The organism is Methylobacterium nigriterrae, assembly GCF_037106235.1.
Lineage (GTDB): Bacteria > Pseudomonadota > Alphaproteobacteria > Rhizobiales > Beijerinckiaceae > Methylobacterium > Methylobacterium nigriterrae.
In genome coordinates, this window is record NZ_JBAWTG010000028.1 from 14192 (window position 1) to 32478 (window position 18287).

Annotated in this window: 20 protein-coding genes, 1 tRNA gene and 2 pseudogenes; 9 read left to right on the forward strand and 14 right to left on the reverse strand. The window is 72.7% G+C overall.

Annotation, left to right across the window (positions count from 1 at the left end; translation table 11 throughout):
- Positions 1-143 precede the first annotated feature (143 nt).
- Together WDW90_RS40740 and WDW90_RS16195 are read left to right on the forward strand one after the other, a co-directional pair.
- On the forward strand, positions 144-479 hold the full coding sequence (locus WDW90_RS40740; RefSeq protein WP_431311053.1) for a molybdopterin-dependent oxidoreductase: 336 nt from the start codon (positions 144-146) through the stop codon (positions 477-479).
- Positions 478-1134 (forward strand): annotated as a pseudogene (locus tag WDW90_RS16195) (molybdopterin dinucleotide binding domain-containing protein); the annotation flags it as partial. The gene WDW90_RS40740 and the pseudogene WDW90_RS16195, both read left to right, overlap by 2 nt.
- A gap of 143 nt (positions 1135-1277) precedes the next feature.
- Here the strand turns inward: WDW90_RS16195 and ada are convergent.
- The 5 genes from ada to WDW90_RS16220 form a co-directional block, all read right to left on the reverse strand.
- The gene (gene ada, locus WDW90_RS16200) at positions 1278-2372 is read right to left on the reverse strand and encodes a bifunctional DNA-binding transcriptional regulator/O6-methylguanine-DNA methyltransferase Ada (RefSeq protein WP_336488431.1); all 1095 of its coding nucleotides are present in this window, start codon (positions 2370-2372) and stop codon (positions 1278-1280) included.
- Positions 2373-2419: 47 nt separating this feature from the next.
- Positions 2420-3412, reverse strand: coding sequence for a DNA-3-methyladenine glycosylase family protein (locus WDW90_RS16205; protein WP_336488432.1), 993 nt, complete (start codon positions 3410-3412; stop codon positions 2420-2422).
- 35 nt (positions 3413-3447) lie between these two features.
- A complete protein-coding gene (locus tag WDW90_RS16210) occupies positions 3448-4500 on the reverse strand; it encodes a histone deacetylase family protein (RefSeq protein WP_336488433.1) in 1053 nt (350 codons plus the stop codon).
- Complete coding sequence (locus WDW90_RS16215; protein ID WP_336488434.1) at positions 4497-4979, reverse strand: DUF3617 domain-containing protein; 483 nt, start codon at positions 4977-4979, stop codon at positions 4497-4499. Before WDW90_RS16215 ends, WDW90_RS16210 begins: the two co-directional genes overlap by 4 nt.
- 157 nt (positions 4980-5136) lie before the next feature.
- The gene (locus WDW90_RS16220; protein ID WP_336488435.1) at positions 5137-6906 is read right to left on the reverse strand and encodes a cache domain-containing protein; all 1770 of its coding nucleotides are present in this window, start codon (positions 6904-6906) and stop codon (positions 5137-5139) included.
- Positions 6907-7286: 380 nt separating this feature from the next.
- Here WDW90_RS16220 and WDW90_RS16225 point away from each other — a divergent pair, with 380 nt between their 5' ends.
- The 3 genes from WDW90_RS16225 to WDW90_RS16235 all read left to right on the forward strand — a co-directional run bounded on the left by WDW90_RS16225 (position 7287) and on the right by WDW90_RS16235 (position 8956).
- Positions 7287-7442 carry a hypothetical protein gene (locus WDW90_RS16225; protein WP_336488436.1) on the forward strand — a complete coding sequence of 52 codons (156 nt, stop codon included), beginning with the start codon at positions 7287-7289 and terminating at the stop codon, positions 7440-7442.
- 241 nt (positions 7443-7683) lie between these two features.
- Complete coding sequence (locus tag WDW90_RS16230) at positions 7684-8664, forward strand: ABC transporter substrate-binding protein (protein WP_336488483.1); 981 nt, start codon at positions 7684-7686, stop codon at positions 8662-8664.
- 76 nt (positions 8665-8740) lie between these two features.
- Positions 8741-8956: a DUF1127 domain-containing protein gene (locus WDW90_RS16235; RefSeq protein WP_336488437.1), complete on the forward strand. Its 216-nt coding sequence runs from the start codon at positions 8741-8743 to the stop codon at positions 8954-8956.
- A gap of 81 nt (positions 8957-9037) precedes the next feature.
- On the opposite strand, the gene WDW90_RS16240 is transcribed toward WDW90_RS16235, so the two are convergent.
- Together WDW90_RS16240 and WDW90_RS16245 are read right to left on the reverse strand one after the other, a co-directional pair.
- Positions 9038-9274, reverse strand: coding sequence for an isocitrate lyase/phosphoenolpyruvate mutase family protein (locus tag WDW90_RS16240; protein WP_336488438.1), 237 nt, complete (start codon positions 9272-9274; stop codon positions 9038-9040).
- An 80-nt stretch (positions 9275-9354) separates the two neighbouring features.
- Positions 9355-10101: pseudogene (locus WDW90_RS16245) on the reverse strand (isocitrate lyase/phosphoenolpyruvate mutase family protein); the annotation flags it as partial.
- A gap of 359 nt (positions 10102-10460) precedes the next feature.
- Between WDW90_RS16245 and WDW90_RS16250 the strand changes: the two are divergent.
- From WDW90_RS16250 to WDW90_RS16260, 3 genes are all read left to right on the forward strand, one after another.
- Positions 10461-10718 carry a hypothetical protein gene (locus WDW90_RS16250; RefSeq protein ID WP_336488439.1) on the forward strand — a complete coding sequence of 86 codons (258 nt, stop codon included), beginning with the start codon at positions 10461-10463 and terminating at the stop codon, positions 10716-10718.
- Between the two features lie 84 nt (positions 10719-10802).
- Positions 10803-11048, forward strand: coding sequence for a hypothetical protein (locus WDW90_RS16255; protein ID WP_336488440.1), 246 nt, complete (start codon positions 10803-10805; stop codon positions 11046-11048).
- A gap of 120 nt (positions 11049-11168) precedes the next feature.
- Positions 11169-11363 (forward strand): hypothetical protein, encoded by a 195-nt coding sequence (locus tag WDW90_RS16260; RefSeq protein ID WP_336488441.1) that lies wholly within the window; start codon positions 11169-11171, stop codon positions 11361-11363.
- 132 nt (positions 11364-11495) lie between these two features.
- Here WDW90_RS16260 and WDW90_RS16265 read toward each other — a convergent pair whose 3' ends face one another.
- Positions 11496-13052, reverse strand: a complete 1557-nt coding sequence (locus WDW90_RS16265; protein WP_336488442.1) for a GGDEF domain-containing protein — start codon at positions 13050-13052, stop codon at positions 11496-11498.
- Positions 13053-13360: 308 nt separating this feature from the next.
- Between WDW90_RS16265 and WDW90_RS16270 the strand changes: the two genes are divergently transcribed.
- Positions 13361-13657 carry a DUF6894 family protein gene (locus WDW90_RS16270; RefSeq protein ID WP_336488443.1) on the forward strand — a complete coding sequence of 99 codons (297 nt, stop codon included), beginning with the start codon at positions 13361-13363 and terminating at the stop codon, positions 13655-13657.
- 337 nt (positions 13658-13994) lie between these two features.
- Here the strand turns inward: WDW90_RS16270 and WDW90_RS16275 are convergent.
- The 6 genes from WDW90_RS16275 to sppA all read right to left on the reverse strand — a co-directional run bounded on the left by WDW90_RS16275 (position 13995) and on the right by sppA (position 18060).
- A tRNA-Met gene (locus tag WDW90_RS16275) sits at positions 13995-14071 on the reverse strand.
- 187 nt (positions 14072-14258) lie between these two features.
- Positions 14259-15500: a tryptophan synthase subunit beta gene (trpB, locus tag WDW90_RS16280; protein WP_336488444.1), complete on the reverse strand. Its 1242-nt coding sequence runs from the start codon at positions 15498-15500 to the stop codon at positions 14259-14261.
- A 135-nt stretch (positions 15501-15635) separates the two neighbouring features.
- Entirely contained in the window at positions 15636-16286 is a 651-nt protein-coding gene (locus tag WDW90_RS16285; RefSeq protein WP_336488445.1) for a phosphoribosylanthranilate isomerase, read from the reverse strand.
- Between the two features lie 16 nt (positions 16287-16302).
- Positions 16303-16668 (reverse strand): lipopolysaccharide assembly protein LapA domain-containing protein, encoded by a 366-nt coding sequence (locus WDW90_RS16290; protein WP_336488446.1) that lies wholly within the window; start codon positions 16666-16668, stop codon positions 16303-16305.
- Positions 16669-16687: 19 nt separating this feature from the next.
- On the reverse strand, positions 16688-16996 hold the full coding sequence (gene ihfB / locus WDW90_RS16295) for an integration host factor subunit beta (protein ID WP_336488447.1): 309 nt from the start codon (positions 16994-16996) through the stop codon (positions 16688-16690).
- A gap of 77 nt (positions 16997-17073) precedes the next feature.
- Positions 17074-18060 (reverse strand): signal peptide peptidase SppA, encoded by a 987-nt coding sequence (gene sppA / locus WDW90_RS16300; RefSeq protein ID WP_336488448.1) that lies wholly within the window; start codon positions 18058-18060, stop codon positions 17074-17076.
- Positions 18061-18287 lie beyond the last annotated feature (227 nt).

Sequence of the window (18287 nt, forward strand, 5' to 3'; positions counted from 1 at the left end):
GCCGGCGCGGTTTGCCGGAACCGAAGTGCGGTCGGCCTGCCCGGTGAGGGTCGAGGCCGGCCCCGGCGGGGCGGGGTCAGGCCGGACCGATGCGATCGAGGACACCCACCAAGTCTCGCCAAACGCGAATCCAGGGATCGAACATGCTCGAAGAATCCCACACCAAGCTCGGCGCCTGTCCGCATGATTGCCCCGACACCTGCTCGATGATCTACACGGTGGAGGCGGGCCGGCTCACGGATGTCTGCGGCAACCCGGACCATCCGATGACCCGCGGCGCGCTCTGCGCGAAGGTCAGGGACTTCGACAAGCACCATTACAATCCGGACCGAGTGCTCTACCCGATGCGCCGGAGCGGGCCGAAGGGGAGCGGGCAGTTCGAGCGCATCGGCTGGGACGAGGCCCTGGCGGAGATCCACCAACGCTTCAGCGACGTGATCGCGACCCACGGCCGGGAGGCGATCCTACCCTACAACTAACTGGGAGAGCCCGAAGCTCGGCGGCATCGGCATGAGCCATTTCCGCGAGCATGGCTGGTACCGGCTGAACCTCGGCGATCCCGAGACGCGCACGCCGCACGCGGACGGGAACTTCCCGACGCCGTCCGGAAAGTGCGAGTTCTGGTCGGAGACGGCCGCGACGACGGGCAACTTCGTCGCCCCGCCGTTCCGGCAGATGTACGAGGCCGAGCAGGGCGGCGAGCCGCTGGATCCCCTGCCCGGCTACGTGCCGGCCAACGAGCGGCCGGAGACCAACCCCGCGCAGGCGGAGCGCTATCCCCTCAACATCGTCTCGCCGAAGAGCCACGGCTTCCTGAACTCGCAATACGCCAACGAGGCACACAAGATCAGGGCCCAGGGCGAGCAGGCGATCCTGATCAATCCGGGCGACGCCCTGGTCCGCGAGATCACCGAGGGCGCGGTCGTCAAGGTGTTCAACGACCGCGGCGCCTTTCACGGGCAGGCCAGGGTCACCGACGACGTGCCGGCCGGCATGGTGGTGGCCTCCCTCGGCTACTGGCACTCCCTGAACCGCGACGGGGCGGTGAACGTCGTCAGCGCCTCGACCTACGGCGGCATGGGGCACTCGCCGACCTTCAGCGACAACCTCGTGCAGGTCGGCCTGGCGCAATGACACGGCGTCCGCCCGATTAAGGCGGACGCCGTGCCGGCGAGCCCGCGCGGAGACCGGGCGAAGCGCACATCCGCCATCCCGAAGGGATCAAGCAGCGGATTCGACAGGAGCCAGCGGCTCTGGGGCGGGCCCCGCCACGGCCTTCATCGGACCGCGCCTTCGCGGGCGAGCAGGTCGCGCTTGCGCTCGACGCCCCAGCGGTAGCCCGACAGCGAGCCGTCCGAGCGCACGACGCGGTGGCACGGGATCGCGACCGCGAGCCGGTTGGCGGCGCAGGCCCGGGCGACCGCCCGGACGGAGGCAGGCTCGCCGATGGCGCGGGCGATCTCCGCGTAGGTCGCGGTCGAGCCGGCCGGGATCGCCCGCAGGGCCGCCCAGACCCGCTGCTGGAAGGCGGTGCCGCCGATGTCGAGGGGCAGGTCGAGCCCGCGGCCGGGGGCCTCGACGAAGCCGATCACCCGCGCGACCCAGCCCTCGAAGGCGGCGTCGCCGCCCGACAGCTCGGCCTCGGGGAAGCGGTCCTGGAGGTCGCGCGCCAGGGCATCAGGGTCGTCGCCGAGCAGGATCGCGCAGACGCCCCGCTCGGTCGCTGCCACCAGGATCGAGCCCAGCGCGCACTCGGCCGCCGCGAAGCGGATGCGGGTGCCGGCCCCGCCCCGGCGGTAGGCGGAGGGCGGCATGCCGAGCCGCTGCGCCGCCCCGGCGTAGAACCGGCTCGCCGAGTTGTAGCCGGCCTCGTACACCGCCTGCGTCACGGAGCCCGCCTCCCGCAGGCCCGAGGCGACGCGGCCCGCGAGCCGTGCCCCCGCATAGGCCTTCGGGGTGATGCCGGTGACCGTCCGGAACACGCGGTGGAAGTGGAACGGGCTCATCCCGGCGGACCTGGCGAGATCGTCGAGAGCCGGCATCGTCTCGGCCTCGTCGATCAGCCGGCAGGCGCGGGCCACCGCCTCGGCCCGGCGCTCGGCCAGCGCCGGCTCGTTCGGCCGGCAGCGCCGGCACGGGCGGAAGCCCGCCGCCTCGGCCTCCGCGCAGGTCGCGTGGAAGGCGACGTTCTCGGGCCGGGCTTGCCGCGCGGGGCAGCTCGGGCGGCAATACACGCCGGTGGTCCTGACCGAGTATACGAAGCTGCCGTCGGCGCGCGGGTCGCGCGAGGCCAGCGCCGCCCATCTGGCCGCATCGCCAGCGGGTGCCGGGACGGGCGTCGTCGGTCGGGTGTCGAGTTCTGCGATCCGCATGGCGGCAGCTCCCTGATCGTCGCGCTGCGGCGCCCCTCGGCGCCGGCTCATGCGGACACCTTTGCGCCCGCCCCGGCCGGCCCGCATCCCGCTCCTTGCTCCGGAATCACCTTTGCCGCGCGCCGGGCTCCCGACGGCCGGGGCGGGCTCTCCGCGAGGCGCGCCGCATCGTGCGCCCACAGGTGCAGGACGGCGTAGGCCCGCCACGGGCGCCAGGCGGCGGAGCGGGCCTCGAGGTCCCGCGCGCTCGGGCGCCCGCCCGCGTCCGCGAGCGCGCGCAGCAGGCCGATGTCGCCGGTCGGCAGGGCGTCCGGCTCGCGCAGGGCCCGCATGGCGATGTACTGCGCCGTCCAGCCGCCGATGCCGGGAAGCGCCGTCAGGCGCGCGGTCGCCGCCGCGAGTCCCTGGCCCGGGGCGAGCAGGTCCGGTTCCGCGGCCGCCGCCGCGGCGAGCGCCCGGATCGCGGCGCCGCGGGCGCGCGGCATGTTGAGGGCGAGCGCGATGTCGGCCTCGGCCAGCGCCTCCGGCGACGGGAAGAGGTGGGTGAGGCCGGGCTCGGCGGCATCCTGTCCGAGGGGGGGGCCGAAGGCCGCGACCAGCCGGCCCGCGAGCCGCGTCGCGGCGGCCACCGAGACCTGCTGGCCGAGGATCGCCCGCACCGCGAGCTCGAACCCGTCCCAGGCGCCGGGGACCCGCAGGCCGGGCCGCGCGGCGACGAGCCCGGCCATGAGCGGGTCCGCCGAGAGCGCCGCGCCGATGACGGCCGGGTCGGCGGCGAGGTCGAAGATCCCGGCGACCCGGGCGGCGATGTCCGGGGCCGGGCCCGGCAGACGCACGGCGGCCGTGAGGGCCTCGCCCCGCGCCATCGTCACCGTCAAGGTCCCGCGGCGGCCGTCGACGGCGACGGTGCGGGCGTAGAGGCCGGGGCGCGCCGCCTCCACGCCCGGGATGGCCCGGGCGGCGAGATAGGCATGCACGCCCTCCCAATCGAAGGGCGGGCGGACGGGGAGCCGGAACGTCGCGGCCGGAATCGGCTGCATGGCTGGGCCTCGACTCGATCGGTGGCTCTGTCGCATCAGGAGGCCGCGGAGGCGAGCGCCCGCAGATGGGCCGCCGCCGAGCGCCCGAGGGCGTCGAGGCTGTAGCCGCCTTCCAGGAACGAGACGATCCGGCCGTCGCACCGCCGCTGCGCCACCGCCGCGATCTCGCGGGTCACCCCGTCGAAGTCGGCCTCCCGGAGGCGCAGGCCCCCGAGCGGGTCGCCCGCATGCGCGTCGAAGCCCGCCGAGATCAGGATCAGGTCGGGGCGGAAGGCGTCGAGGGCCGGCAGGAGGCGCCGGGACCACGCCTCGCGGAACGGCCCGCCGTCGTCGCCCGCCTCCAGCGGCGCGTTCCAGACATTGCCGACGCCCGTCTCCGAGGCGGCGCCCGTGCCGGGAAACCACGGCATGCGATGGCTCGAGCCGTAGAACAGGTCCGGGTCGAGCCAGAACAGGCCTTGCGTGCCGTTGCCGTGGTGCACGTCGAAATCGACCACGGCCACCCGCTCCATTCCGTGCCGCGCCCGGGCATGGAGGGCGGCGATCGCGGCAGCGTTGAACAGGCAGAAGCCCATGGCCCGCTCGCGCCCGGCATGGTGCCCCGGGGGCCTGACCTGGCAGAAGGCGTTGCGGATGCCCGAGCCCGGCTCCGCCACCGCGTCGACCGCGCGCAGGCCGGCGCCGACCGCCCGCAGCGCGGCCTCCCAGGTGCCGGCGGAGAGCACGGTGTCGCGATCGAGATGGATGGGCGGGTCCGCCGCGACCGCGCCGAGCGTCCGGACGCGTTCGAGATGGGCGGGTGAATGCGCGCGCAGGATCGCTTCCTCGACGTCACCGCGCAGCGGCGCTTCCTCGCGGCGCAGGGACGCGAAGTCCGGAGCCGCGAGGGCCTCGTCGACGGCCCGCATCCGCGCCGGGCGCTCCGGATGGCCGGCGCCGGTCTCGTGGCGGGCGAAGGCCGGATGCGTGATCAGGAGCGTGCCGCCGACCGCGCGCGCGGCGCCGCGGCCGGGCGCCGCGGTCGTCAGGCCGGCCAGCCCGGCGACCAGGGCGCGCCGCGTGAGGTCGATGGCGGGCACGCGGCTCACGGCGCCGGCGTCTTTCCGGCTTCCTTGCCGACGTCCTCCGCGCCGGGGCACGCGCCGACGCGGTGGCCGGCCTGCACTTCCGTCATGGTCATGTTCTTGCCGCCCATCTGCATGGCGATGCGGCCGCGGAAGGCGGTCGGCGCCAGGACATACCGGGCCGTCGCCCGCGCGGCGTTCCGGCCCGCGCAGGCGATGTCGAAGGTGAGCTCGTTGTCGTTCCGGCGCCGGTTCGAGATCGGGCATCCCGACAGCGGGTTGTTGTCGCTGAGCACCGCGATGCCGTGGTTGTTCGCGCCGGCCTCGGAGGTGAGGCAGAGGCGGGTGACCTTCCGGGCCGTCATATCGTCGAGATGGGGCAGTTCCAGCGTCACCTCGACCTCGTAGCTGCCGCTCTCCGGCATCGCCGGCCCTGCGGCAAGGACCGGCGCGGGCAGGAGCAGGGCGAGGCAGCCGACCTCGATCGGACCCGTTCGCGGCATCGTTCGGTCTCCCGTTCCGTCCCAGATGAGCACGGAGCGGATCCGGACGCGATCCGTTTCTTGCTCCCGAATTCGCCCGGTGCCGGGGCCGGGCGGGCTTTCGGCCACTCCCCGCGCGTTCCCTCGGCCGACATGCCCCTCGCCCGCAGGGACCGGCTCACCGACGACCTCCCGGAATGCCTGCGCTCCCGACGACGGCCGGGATGCTGCGAACGATGCTGTAGATCTCCACCCCCGTCTCCAGGCCCTTGAGCGCGCGCGGGCCGAGCGGGGCGATCTCGACCGGGCCCCGGACGTGGCCGGCCAGGGTGGTGTCGATCAGGATCTGCTCGTCCTTCGCGGCCGAGCAGAGGCGCGAGGCCAGGTTCACCACGGGCCCGATCGCCGTGTAGTCGAACCGGCTCTCGTACCCGATCCGCCCGACGGTGGCCGGCCCCATCGCGGCTCCGACCCCGAATCCGATCGCGTATCCCCTGGCCCGCCAGTCCGCGACGAGGGGCTGGACGACGTCCTGCATGGCGATCGCCAGCCGGACCGCGGTCAGCCCGGGCTCGGAACAGGCGACCGGTGCGTTGACCAGGACCATCAGCCCGTCGCCCGCGAAGTGGATCAGGGTGGCGCCGTGGGCGGCGATCACGCGGCCGAGCGCATCGAAATACTCGGCCAGCACCTGCAGGACCTCGTCCGGAGCCGACTTCGCCGAGAATGGCGTGAAGCCGCGCAGGTCCCCGAAGATCACCGCGACCTCGACGCGCCGGCCCTCGAGCACGCCGTCGTCCCCGGCCCGATCGATGAGTTCGGCGACCTGGGGGGCGAGGAAGCGCCGCAGCCGCGCGATGCGCTCCTGCCGCTCCTGCGACAGCGCGAGCTCGACCGCCATGGCGTTGAAGCGCGCCGCCAGCCGGCCCAGCTCGTCCGTCGACGCGATCGCGATGCGGTGGTCGAAGCGCCCCGCGCCGATCTGCTCCGTTCCATATTCGAGCTGGCGGATGGGACCCGTCATCCGGCGGGCCAGCCAGAAGGCCAGCAGGCCCGCGAAGGCCGTGCCGGCCAGGAGCAGGGCCCCCGTGCGCCAGAGGGCCCCGTAGATCGGGCCGAACGCCTCCGCCAGCGGCTGGTTGACGACGACGGTCCAGTCGACGCCCGGGACCAGCGCCATGGCGGCGATGACCGCCGCACCCGCGGCGTTCCTGCCGATCGCCGACCGGCCCTCCCGGCGGATCGCGTCGCGGAGCATCAGGAGCGGGCGCGCCGCCGCCACGTCGCCGCCGCGCAGAACCAGGCTGATGTCGGGATGCGCGATCAGCCGGCCCGGCCCGTCCAGCACGAAAGCCTGGCCCGTCTGCCCGACATGGATCGCCGAGATCACGTCCCAGATCAGCTTGAGGTTGATCTCCGCGATCGCGATGCCGACGGCGGCGCGGTTGCCCGCGACGGCGATCGTCATGAAGGGCTCGGAGCCGCGATAGTAGATCACCGGTCCGTACCAGACCCGGGCCGCCCTGGCTCCGGCGACGGCGGGGTCGGCGGACCGGTCGCCGCCGCCCACCTGGTTGAGGCCGATCCGCGAGATGTGCAGCCGCTCCCGGCCGGTGCCGTCGACCAGCGTGAGGCTCACGATGGCCGGCACCTGCCTGAGCAGCCGCAGCGCGTCGAGCCTCTGGCCCTCCTCGGCCCCGGCGGTCCAGGGGAGCTGGACCATCCAGCCGAGCTGGTCCCTGATGCCGTCGAGGAAGCTCTGGATCCGGGACGCAGCGGCCTGCGCCTCGATCCCCAGCAATTCGTTCAGCTGCGCCCGCTGATCCCGGTAGCCGAACCAGGCCTCCGTGCCGCCATTCGCCAGCAGCGGCACGACCACGGCCGCGAAGAGCGCGAGGAAGTACTTGCGGAGAAGGGAACGGCCGGCCCTGGCCGGAGAGCCGGTCATCGCCGCTGAACCCGTCCCACCTGCGCTGGGTGCGCTCGCTGCCTCACTCGGTCACCTCATCGGCTGGCACGCCGTAGGGGCCCGGGGCCTGGCCCTGCCCGCCCGCCGGGATCGCGTCCGGCGGTCCCTGCCCTGCGCCGGGCGGCCGGGCCGGATCGCCGTCTCGCGCCGCCTCGTGCGGCGGCCTCAAGCCGTGCGGGGATTATGCCACGCGCGGGAATCCGCGTCAGGGGCGCGTCCGCGCACGAAACCTCAGGGAATGGCGCCTGCGCCCGGGCAGCGGGATCCCGGCAGGCCCCTCGGGCCTTGCCTGTGTGAGGCGCATCACGGTCCCGGCCGGATCGCGGGCGCATGCATCTCCGGCACGATGGAGGTGACCCATGCGCACCACGCCTCACCGGAGGGGGGACGGCACGATCCTCGCGCTCCTGGCGATCGCGCTCGCCCTCGCCGCGGTCTCCGCGGCCAAGTCGCTCTTCGACGCGCAGACCCGCGAGATCGAGCGGAGCCTCCGGCAGCTCGGCGCGGCCCCCTGAGCCGAGCCCCGGCGCGGCCCTGGCGATCGTCGTCGCGATCGCGCCGGGCGGTCCGTCCCGGGCCTGCGCTCGACCGCGGCCGCCGGTACGCCGGAGCGGATTGGTCGGCCGCGTCCGCGCCGCTATGCTGCCCGCACGCGGTTCGGGGCTCGGTGAGCATGCCATGGCGACGACGCGGCACCGGCTGGTCCGGCATCGGGCCTGCGCCTCGGGCCGGCCCCGGCGACGGGACGCCGACCCGATGCGGCGGCGCGACGTCATCCTGCTGCTCGGCGGCGCGGCCGCATGGACGCGTCCGGCGCGCGCGCAGCAGCCGATATGGCCGGTCATCGGGTATCTGGGCCTCGAATCGCCCGCAGCCTATGCCAGCCGCCTCAGCGCCTTCCGGGCCGGTCTGGCCGAGGTCGGGTACGTCGAATCCCGCGATGTCGCGATCACGTTCCGGTGGGCGCAGGGGCAGTACGACCGTCTGCCGGCGCTCGCGGCCGATCTCGTCGCCCAGCGCGTCTCGCTCATCGCCGCGCCCGGCGGCGCGCCCGTGGCGCTCGCCGCGAAATCGGCGACGACGACGATCCCGATCGTCTTCGAGATGGGCGGCGATCCCGTCGCGCTCGGTGTGGTGGACAGCCTGTCGCGCCCGGGCGGGAATCTCACGGGTGTGTCGAGCTTGAGCGTCGAGGTCTCGCGCAAGCGGCTGGAATTCATGCACGAGGTGCTCCCGAACGCCGCCGCGATCGCCGTCGTCGACAACCCGACCAGCCCGACCGCGAACTCGCAGCTGCGCAACCTCCATGCCGCGGCCGAAGCCATCGGGGTCCGCCTCCAGGTCCTGCATGCGAGCAACGAGCAGGAGCTGGAGGCGGTCTTCGCGGCCCTGCCGGAGCAGCGGGCGAGCGGCCTGGTGTTCACCTCCGACCCGTATTTCGCGAACCGCAGCCGCCAGCTCGCCGCCCTCTCGCTGCGCCACGCTGTGCCGGCCATCACCCAATCCCGCGACTTCCCGATCGCCGGCGGCCTGATGAGCTACGGCGGCGATTTCGAGCAGTCGCACCGCCAGGCCGGGATCTACGCCGGACGGATCCTCAAGGGCGAGAAGCCCGCCGACCTGCCGGTCCAGCTCGTCACGAAGGTCGAGCTGTTCATCAATCTCCAGGCCGCCAACAGCCTCGGCATCACGGTCCCGCCCTCGCTGGTCATCGGTGCCGACGTGGTTCTCGAATGAGACGCATGCTCGGCGCCGCCGCCCCCGCCAAGCGCGGCCGCGCGCTGCCGGCCGAGGTGGGGATCGCCGCCCGAACGTGATCCGCATCACGGATCGGGCCGCGCCGATCGGGCATCCCCGCGGCTTCGCGTTTGAGGGCCGCACGATGTTGGCGCCGATGATCCATGTCTTTCAGTCCTGGCGGCAGCGGCGGACCGCGCATCGGGAGCTTGCGGCGCTCGATGACCGCCTGCTCGAGGATATCGGCTTGAACCGCTACGAGCTGACGGAGCGCCGCGCGCTGTTCTGGTGATCGCCCGGGGTCGGCCCGGGGCACCGCGAGCGGACGGCCTGTCGGTCAGGGGCCGGCTCCGCCGATCGGGCCGGCGTCCCGTCAGGCGAAGCCCGCGAACACGGCGTTGAGGCGCGAGGCGGGCACCGCGCCCGCCAAGCCCTCGAAGGAGCCGTCCCTCATCGGCCCGGCCGCGGCCAGCATCCCGCCCCAGGCGGCGCGTGCGAGCGAGCCGCCGACGCTGATCCGGCGCACGCCAAGATCGGCGAGCTCCGCCATTCGCTGCGCGGGATCCATGACCAGCACGTTGAGGGGCTTCGGCGCCACGGCCCGGACCATCGCGGCGATGTCGTCGGCCCCGCGCGCACGCCCGGCGCGTAGAGGCAGTCGGCACCGGCCTCGGCGAAGGCGACGAGCTTGTCGATGGCCGGCGTCAGCGCCGCCGGGTCGATCAGGAGCCCCTCGGTGCGCGCCACCAGGATCACGTCCCCGCCCGCGCCGTCGATGGCCGCGCGCGCGGCCCGGATGCGCTCCACCGACAGGGCAAGGTCGTGGAGGCCGGCCGGGGTCCCGTCCCGATCCTCGATCGACAGGCCCGCCACGCCGGTCCCGACCGCCAGCGCGACGTTCTCGGCCACCCTCTCGGGATCGATCGCGAAGCCCGATTCGAAGTCGGCGTTGACCGGCAGGTCGACGGCCGCGCACAGGATCGCGAGGTGCCCCAGAACGTCGTCCCGCGTCACCGCGTAGTCGGGCCGGCCCGTCGTCCAGGCATAGCCGGCACTCGTCGAGGCCAGGGCCGAGAAGCCGAGGCTCTGCAGCATCCGGGCGCTGCCGACGTCCCAGGGGTTGGGCAGCACGAAGCAGCCGCTCGCGTGCAGGGTCCGGAAGGCGGCGCGCGTCTCGGGCAGGGGGCGGGTCATCTCGGCCTCCGTCGTGGGGATCGATCGCGCGCCGGGCGTCCGGGACGCCAGGATGGGCCGGCGAGCCGGACCGTCGAGGCCGGGACCGCGAGGGCCGTGTCGGCCAGGGCCGCCAAGGATCGCGGCATGTCCTCTCCTCCCTCGATCCTGCTCCGGCGTGATCGCGGTGTCGGGCTGGGATGGGACGTCGGCGGACGGGCTTCGTCCAGCGCCGCGGCCCGGATTTCCTGCGGGAACGGCCATGCGCGGTGGCGATTGTCACCGCTTTCGCGAGCCTGCGGCGAGGTCCCGGCCCCGGAGCCGCCCCGGATCAGCCCCCGCTGACCGCGAGCCTGCGCGCGCAGGCGATCGACCAGCCCGGGAAACGCCGTCGCAGGTCCGCGATGCGCGGCCGGTGCCCCAGATCGACCGGTGGATCGACCTTCTCCCGCGACACGCGGAAATGGAGCGCGTGGCCTGGGCGGCGGGCCGATCGAGGCAGCGGCCGAGGAGGGCCTTGCGGACGGTACGCTCCCTACGGCCGCCCGGATCGCCACCATCCTGCCCAGAACGTCCGCGCAGCTTCGGTCTCACAGGGCTCGGCAGTTGCGTAGGAGAGCGGCATGGCAGGACAGGCCCACGAAGCCTTCGCGGGCGTGCTTCGGTCCGCCTGGGAATTGGCGCAGGCCGTGCGGGACGAGACCGGCACGATCGTCGAGTTGCGCCTGACCACGCTCGGATTGACCGCGCTGGCGAGCGACGCCGTCTGCGGGCGAATGGCGACCGTCTCCTGGCACGACCTGGCCCGGGCGGACGACCTGCCCGGCCTGCTCTCTCGCGCGATCCGCGAGGTTGCAGGACGGCCGGGCGCGCCCGCCTGATCACGGCGGCCTCTCCTCGTCCCGCCGGGCCACCGGCGGACGCGATGCAGGCGTCAGGGAGCGGCCCGCAACGGAGGGCGTGAGATGAGCGAACACTCCATCAGCCACGCGGAAGCCCTCGAGATGGCGCGGCACAAGGCGACCGACTCGAACCTGGCGCGCCGCTACATCGAGCTTCACGCCGAGCATGCCCGGCTGCGCGAGGCGGCAGAGGCGGCGCGCGGGCAGATGTGCCGGTCCCTCGCCCGGGACCCCGCCTATGCCCACGCCCTCGACGCGCTCGACGCGGCCCTCCGGTCGCCGGTCTCCTGGGACGAAGCCTCGACGTGACGGGCCGCCCGCGCGGCCGTTCCGGTCCCCGGCCGCGGACTGGGCCTCATCGGAGCGGGCTCGCTGGCCAGCGCTGCCTGGGCGCGGACGGCGGCCGATGGCGGCAGCGCCGAGGGCGGCATGAACAGCCCGGGCGGCGTGACGAGCAACTCCGAGAAGGGCATGGAGCGCTCTCGCGGCTCGGCCACGGGCGGCTCGATGACGGCTGGCGGCATGGGCGCTGAGAGCACGACCGGCTCGACCGGCGGCCACGGCGGCGGCGACAACACGAGCACCGGCGGCACGCGCGGCGGAGCCGCGCCGGGCGCTCGCTGAGCCTGCCCTTCGACCGAGCCGAGCGGAGAGGGCCGGGTGATCCGGTGCTCCGTCTCGCGTGCTTCCGGCGGCCTCCGTCCCGTCCGACGACGGGGTCCATCGCCGCCTCTCCGGGCCGGGACGCTCTCCGAGCTAGGAGCGGCCGTGCATGGCCAGGCGCCTGCGCGCCGCCGCCGGCACGGCAACCTCGACCCGATTGCGGCCGAGCTGCTTGGCCTCGTACAACGCCCCGTCGGCCGCGGCGATCAGCGCCGCGGGATCGACGGCCGGGATCAACGGGGCCTCTGACAATCCACAGCTGACCGTGACGACGCCCTGCGAGCTCGCGGCGTGCGGTGCCCTCTGGCCCGCGACGGCTACTCGGATGCGGTCGGCGACGCGCTCGGCGCCCGCGGCATCCGTATCGGGCAGGATGACCGCGAACTCCTCGCCGCCGATCCGGCAGGCGATGTCGTGCGTCGGATCGGTCGCAGCCGCGATCGAGCGGGCGATCAGCTTCAGCGCCTCGTCGCCCTCCTGGTGGCCGTAATGATCGTTGAAGCCCTTGAAGTGGTCCGCATCCAAGAGGATCAGCGAGAGCGGCTGCCGCGTGCGCACGGACCTCCGCCATTCGCGTGTCAGCGCCTCGTCGAACCTGCGCCGGTTGGCCAATCCGGTGAGGGCGTCGGTCGCTGCAAGCGTCTCCAGCTCGGCGTTGAGGGCGGCCGTGACCTGTTCGGCCCGCCGTCTGTAGGTCAGCTCGCGGCCGAACAGCCACGTCAGGATCACGGTCGTCGCGCAAAGGCTGAGAACGACGAAGCCGAGGCCGAGCGCCTTGCGCTGCCAATCGGCGTAAATGTCCCGGGGCGGGACAGCCATGCTGAGTTGCAGAGGGTAGTCGCCTATATGCGTGAAGACGAAGTTCCGATCGCCCTCCCCCAGCATGGCGGGCCCGACGAAGCTGCCGTTCTTGGCCCTCAGGACGTCCCGGTAGCTCGCGCTGTCGGCCACGCTGGCGCCGATCTGACGCGGATCGAACGGCTCGCGCATGGCAATCGTGCCGCCCGGTCCGTACAGGGTGACGGTCCCGGCATGGTCGGCGCCGGCGGCGGTGAAGAGGCCCCGGAAGTAGTCGAGGAAGATGGCTCCGGCGGCGACCCCCGCAAACGATCCGTCCGGATTGGAGATGCGCCGGCTGAGCATCAGCACCCACCGTCCGCTCAGGCGCGAGATCGAGGGCGGGCTGACGCGCAACTCGTCGTCCGCATGGGTGGCAAAGTACCGGAAGTACTCGCGATCGGCGCTGTTGAACCCCGGCGGCATGGCCGAGTGGGAGGAGATGACGGCGTTTCCGGCTGCGTCGAGCACGATGATGTTGCCGAACCCGAGTGCGGTCGCGGCGCGGCCGAACAGGATCATGTGACGCAGTTCGGGATCGGCCCCCGCGATATCAGGCCGTTTCATGCCGTCGACGACGGCGCGCAACGAGAGATCGTACAACTCGATGTTGCGGGCGATGTCGCGACCGAGAACCTGCACGAGGCTGCGGGCGGTGATCTCGGCGCGCCGCGCCGCGTCCAGGCGCATCTGCCAGAGCATGAAGGCCGAGACCGCGCAGAGGCCGATGACCGACAGCAGGTTGAAGGCACCGAGCCACGCTGCCGATCGGGTCCAGCAAAAGGGGCGCCTCACCGCGGGCGTCGCTGACATGGCAAAGGGTCCCGCGTTCATGCTCGGAGCAAACCCTATGGCGGCTTGATGAAGGAGTTACGCATGGCGCCGGATGCGCCCGGCCTTGCCGGTGCGTTAAGCGTTCACCATGAATCCCGTGCTGACCGGTGCAGCCGCCGGTCGCCTCCAGTCACGGGCCGTCGGCCGTACCATTTGGTACAATCACGAGCTGCCAAGAGATATTGATTTATGTTTGCATCATGTATAACAAAATCTGACTGATTGATTCGCTCTGTATTTGCGAAGTTGACCACCCTAAAAATCAGGCTTTTCGAGGATGACGCTTGATGGCGCGGTACTTCTTTGACGTGTGCGACGCCTCGTTGTCCGCATGCGATGACATTGGCATCGAGTGCCCGGATCAGGCGGTGGTCTTCGACGAGGCATTGCGGGCACTCTGCGAGATCGTGGCGGATCGGCCGGGCCGGTATATGGCCCAAGGGCTCTCGGTTGCCGTGCGCGACGCGGCGGATCGCGTCGTGCTGACCGCGGCGTTGAATCTGCAGGCGTCGTGGCATGGCACGGAATCCGCCACCGAGGCTGCGAGGCAAGCGCCCGGTCGGGCGAGGCTCGCGCGCGGATGACGTCCGCGTCGGTCGCCTCGATGCCGGCCATCGCCTCGATTGACCCCATCTCCACCGATTCCACGAAACGCGACGAAGACACGCTCCGTTGGATGGATCAGCTGCGCTCGGATCCGAGATACTTGCGGCAATGAAGTAAAATAATGGCTCGATGATTTTAAATCGCGCGGAACCGGCTCGCGATGAGCGCGGTGCTCGGCCCTGAAAGTCACGATCTGACCTGCCGGAGCGGGCATCAGTTTCCGGCTTGTTGCGGACACTCCGCGCGGCCGCCACGCTGCGATCCTTCCGGGCACGGAAAAGCCCGCTAAGCCTTTGGCCTAGCGGGCTCAATTAATGGTAGCGAGGGAGGGATTTGAACCCCCGACACAAGGATTATGATTCCTCTGCTCTAACCAGCTGAGCTACCCCGCCCCAAGCCCGGGCCGCCACGCGAGGCGGCCGTCCGGAGACCCGGCGGTATAGGGAGATCGACGCGCCGGTGTCAACGCTGGCGCGGGCCGGGATCGCGGATTTCCCGGTCCCCCGCGACATCCGGTCGATCGCCGCGCAAGGCCGATTTACACCTCGCGGGCGCCGCGCGGATCGAGCGGGGGCCGCCTCACAGCCGCGTGCCGAGGATCTCGGCGACCTGCGGGATGTCCTTGTCGCCGCGTCCCGAGAGGTTGAGCACCATCAGGTGGTCGGCGGGCTTGGCCGGGGCGATCTCCAGGACCTTGGCCAGCGCGTGGGCGGGCTCCAGGGCCGGGATGATCCCCTCGAGCATCGAGCAGAGCTTGAACGCCTCCAGGGTCTCGCCGTCGGTCGCCGACAGGTAGGTCACGCGGCCCGCCTCGTGCAGCCAGGCATGCTCGGGCCCGATGCCCGGATAGTCGAGCCCGGCCGAGATCGAGTGCGCGTCGGCGATCTGCCCGTCCGCGTCCTGCAGGAGATAGGTCCGGTTGCCGTGCAGCACCCCCGGCTTGCCGCCCGTCAGCGAGGCCGCGTGCAGCCCGGAGGAGACGCCGTGGCCGGCGGCCTCGACCCCGTAGATCTCGACCTCGCGATCGTCGAGGAAGGGGTGGAACAGGCCCATGGCGTTCGAGCCGCCGCCGATGCAGGCGATCAGCGAGTCGGGCAGCCGGCCCTCCTGCGCCAGCATCTGCTCCCGCGTCTCGCGGCCGATGATCGACTGGAAGTCGCGCACCATCGCCGGGTAGGGGTGCGGGCCCGCCACGGTGCCGATGCAGTAGAAGGTGTCGGCGACGTTGGTGACCCAGTCGCGCAGCGCCTCGTTCATGGCGTCCTTGAGGGTCTTCGTGCCGGACTCGACCGGGACCACCTCGGCGCCGAGCATCTTCATGCGGAAGACGTTGGGCGCCTGGCGCGCCACGTCGACGGCGCCCATGTAGACCACGCATCGCAGGCCGAAGCGCGCGCACAGCGTCGCGGTCGCGACCCCGTGCTGGCCCGCCCCCGTCTCGGCGATGATCCGCGGCTTGCCCATGCGGCGGGCGAGCAGGATCTGGCCGAGCACGTTGTTCACCTTGTGCGAGCCCGTGTGGTTCAGCTCCTCCCGCTTGAAGAAGACCTTCGCGCCGTGGCCCGGCCGGGCGCCCGCCCGCAGGTGCTCGGTGAGGCGCTCGGCGTAGTAGAGCGGGCTCGGCCGGCCGACGTAATGCGCGAGGTAGGAATCCATCTCCGCCTGGAAGGCCGGGTCGGCCTTGGCCTCGGCGTAGGCGGCCTCCAGGTCGAGGATCAGCGGCATCAGGGTCTCGGCCACGAAGCGACCGCCGAAGATGCCGAAGCGGCCGCGCTCGTCGGGGCCGGTGCGGAACGAGTTCGGGGTGGGGGCGAGGGTCACGCGGGCAGTCCTTCGAAGGTTCGGCGCCGGCCCGCGGCCGCAAGCGGCGCGGCCGGCGCTCTCTGCGGGAAGGCTCTAAACCCGCGAGGGGCGCCACCACAATGCGTCAGAGGCGACGAGTCGGGAAATCGCCTGTCAGGGGCCGGGCCGCAGCGCGGCCAGGAAGGCCCGGATCCGGGCCGGATCCTTCTCGCCGGGCCGGACCTCGACGCCGGAGGAGACGTCGACGGCGGAGAGCCCCGTGCGCCGAACAGCCTCGGCGACCGTCTCGGGCGTCAGGCCGCCAGACAGCATGGTGCCTTCGGGCAGGTCGGCGCCGCGCAGGATATCCCAATCGAAGGCGCGGCCGTTGCCGCCGGGCAGGTCCGCGCCGGGCGGCGCCTTGGCGTCGAGGAGGAGGCGGTCGGCGACGCGCCGGTAGGCCGCGACCGCGCCGAGATCCGCCCGGGCCGCGACGCCGAGCGCCTTCCACACGGGCCGGCCGGCAAGGTGCCGGATCGCCGCAACCCGCTCCGGGCTCTCGCGCCCGTGCAGCTGGATCAGGTCCGGCTCGACCCGCTCGACCGCCGCCGCCACGAGGGCGTCGTCGGGATCGACGAGGAGGAGGACGCGCCCGGCCCGGCCCTTCGCGCGGCGCGAGAGCGCGCCGGCGCGCGCAAGGTCGAGGTGGCGCGGGCTCTTCGCGAAGTGCACGAGGCCGATCCAGTCCGCCCCGGCCTCGAGCGCGGCCTCCAGCGTCGCGTCGGTGCCGAGGCCGCAGATCTTGACGCGGATGTCCGGGGTCACGGCCTCTCCGACATCTTCAGCGCGGGGCCGGCAGGGCGGCGCGGCTTCCCGCCGCGCCGTAGGGGGCGGTGGTCTCGGGAGCCGGCGCGTAGGTCCTGAGGCGGGCGGTCTCGCCCTCGAGGCGCCGGATCTCGCGGCGGCGCTCGCGGGACTTGCGGCGGGAATCGCCCTGGCCGAGCCAGGCGCCGACGCCGCCCACCACGATGCCGAGGGCGACCGCGACGAACAGCACCACGTAGAGCGGCAGGGTCAGGCTGAAGACCGGCGCCTCGGGCGAGAACGGGTCGAAGGACAGCCGCACCGCCTCGCGGTTGGCCACCGCCAGCAGCACCACCAGGATGGCCACGGGAAGCAGCACCAGACCCTTGAAGAAGCGGACCATCGATCTCTCCGAAAAACGTTCAGTTGGGCGCGGCGCCCTCGCCGATCCCGGCCGTGTTGAGGCGCTGGCGCATCTCCTTGCCGGTCTTGAACACCGGGATCGCCTTCTCGGACACGGCAACGGCCGCGCCCGTGCGCGGGTTGCGTCCGCGCCGCGCGTCGCGACGCTTGACCGAGAAGGCGCCGAAGCCGCGCAGCTCCACCCGGTCGCCGCGGGCGAGCGCGTCCGCGATGGTGTCGAGGATCGCGTTGACGAGGGTCTCGACGTCGCGCTGGTAGAGATGGGGGTTCTGCTCGGCGATCTTCAGCACAAGCTCTGACTTGATCATGCGGCGGTCTTCTCGAAATGTCCGGGTCGAAATCTCTCGGCGAAATCTATCGGCAGATCCCTGGGCTCTCCGGCGCCTCAGCGCGACGGGTCGGCCGGGGCCGGGCGCCACAGGGCGAGGAGCCCGCCTTGCGCGATCCCGCCGGTCTCCGCGCCGAGCGCCCGGACGGCCTGGCCGAGCCCGTCGAGGCCGAGGAGGTCGGCGCCGGCGCCGAGCGCCGACCAGAGCCTGAAATCGCTCTCGCTGCGCGGCTTCCAGTCGCGCACCGGCAGGTTCTTGGACACCTTGCGCTCGCTCTCGAGCCAGGTGATCGCCTGGCGCTCGCCGCCGAGCTCGTCCACGAGCTTCAGGGGCACGCTCTGGCGGCCGCTGAAGACCCGCCCGTCCGAGACCACCGAGAGCTGCTTGTCGTCCAGGCCGCGCCGCTCGGCGACGAGTCCCTTGAACCAGCCGTAGGTGTCGCCGACGACCGCCGCGAGCGCCGCCCGCGCCTCCGGCGAGGTCGGGGTGAAGCCCGACGGCTCGGCCTTGAGCGGCGAGGACTTCACGGACTCGACCTTGACGCCGACCTTGTCGAGCAGGCCCGACACGTCGGGGTACTGGAACAGCACGCCGATCGAGCCGACGAGGGAGGTCTCGCGGGCCACGATGTGGTCGGCGGCGATGGCCGTGATGTAGGCGCCGGACGCCGCCGTGCCGTCCACGAAGGCGACGATCGGCTTCTTCTCGGCGAGCTGGCGCAGGTTGCGGAACAGCTCCTCGGAGCCCGTCGTGGTGCCGCCCGGCGAGTTGATCGAGACGACGACGCCCTGCACGGCGGAGGATTCGCCGACCCGCTTCATCAGCTTGGTGGTCGCCTCGCTGCCCGCGATGAAGCCCGAGACCGAGATCCGGGCGATCTGCGGCTGCACCGCCCCGAACAGCGAGCCCTCGGTGCCGGCCCGCACGCGGAAGCCGACGGCGCCTGCGGCCACCACGAGGCCGCCGATGCCGAGCACCCGCCAGAGGGAAAGCTTGCGGCGCAGGCGGCGTCGGTCGATCAGAAGTTCGGCGTCAGCGGCCATGCGACGGTTCTCTCCCACGCGCCCGGCCGTCCCGCGCCGGTCCAGTTGTCGCGCCCTCGGCGTCCCGCCTCCCGGCCTGCCCGCGCCCTGCCCCCGGTACGGAGCAAGTCATTGGTTTGCCTGAGACTCGCGGATAGCCCCGGGGGCGTTCCCGCGTGCCGTGTTCTAGCCCCGCCCGATGCGGACCGGCAAGGGGGCCCGGCGCGACGAAGGCCGCCATCGGCCGC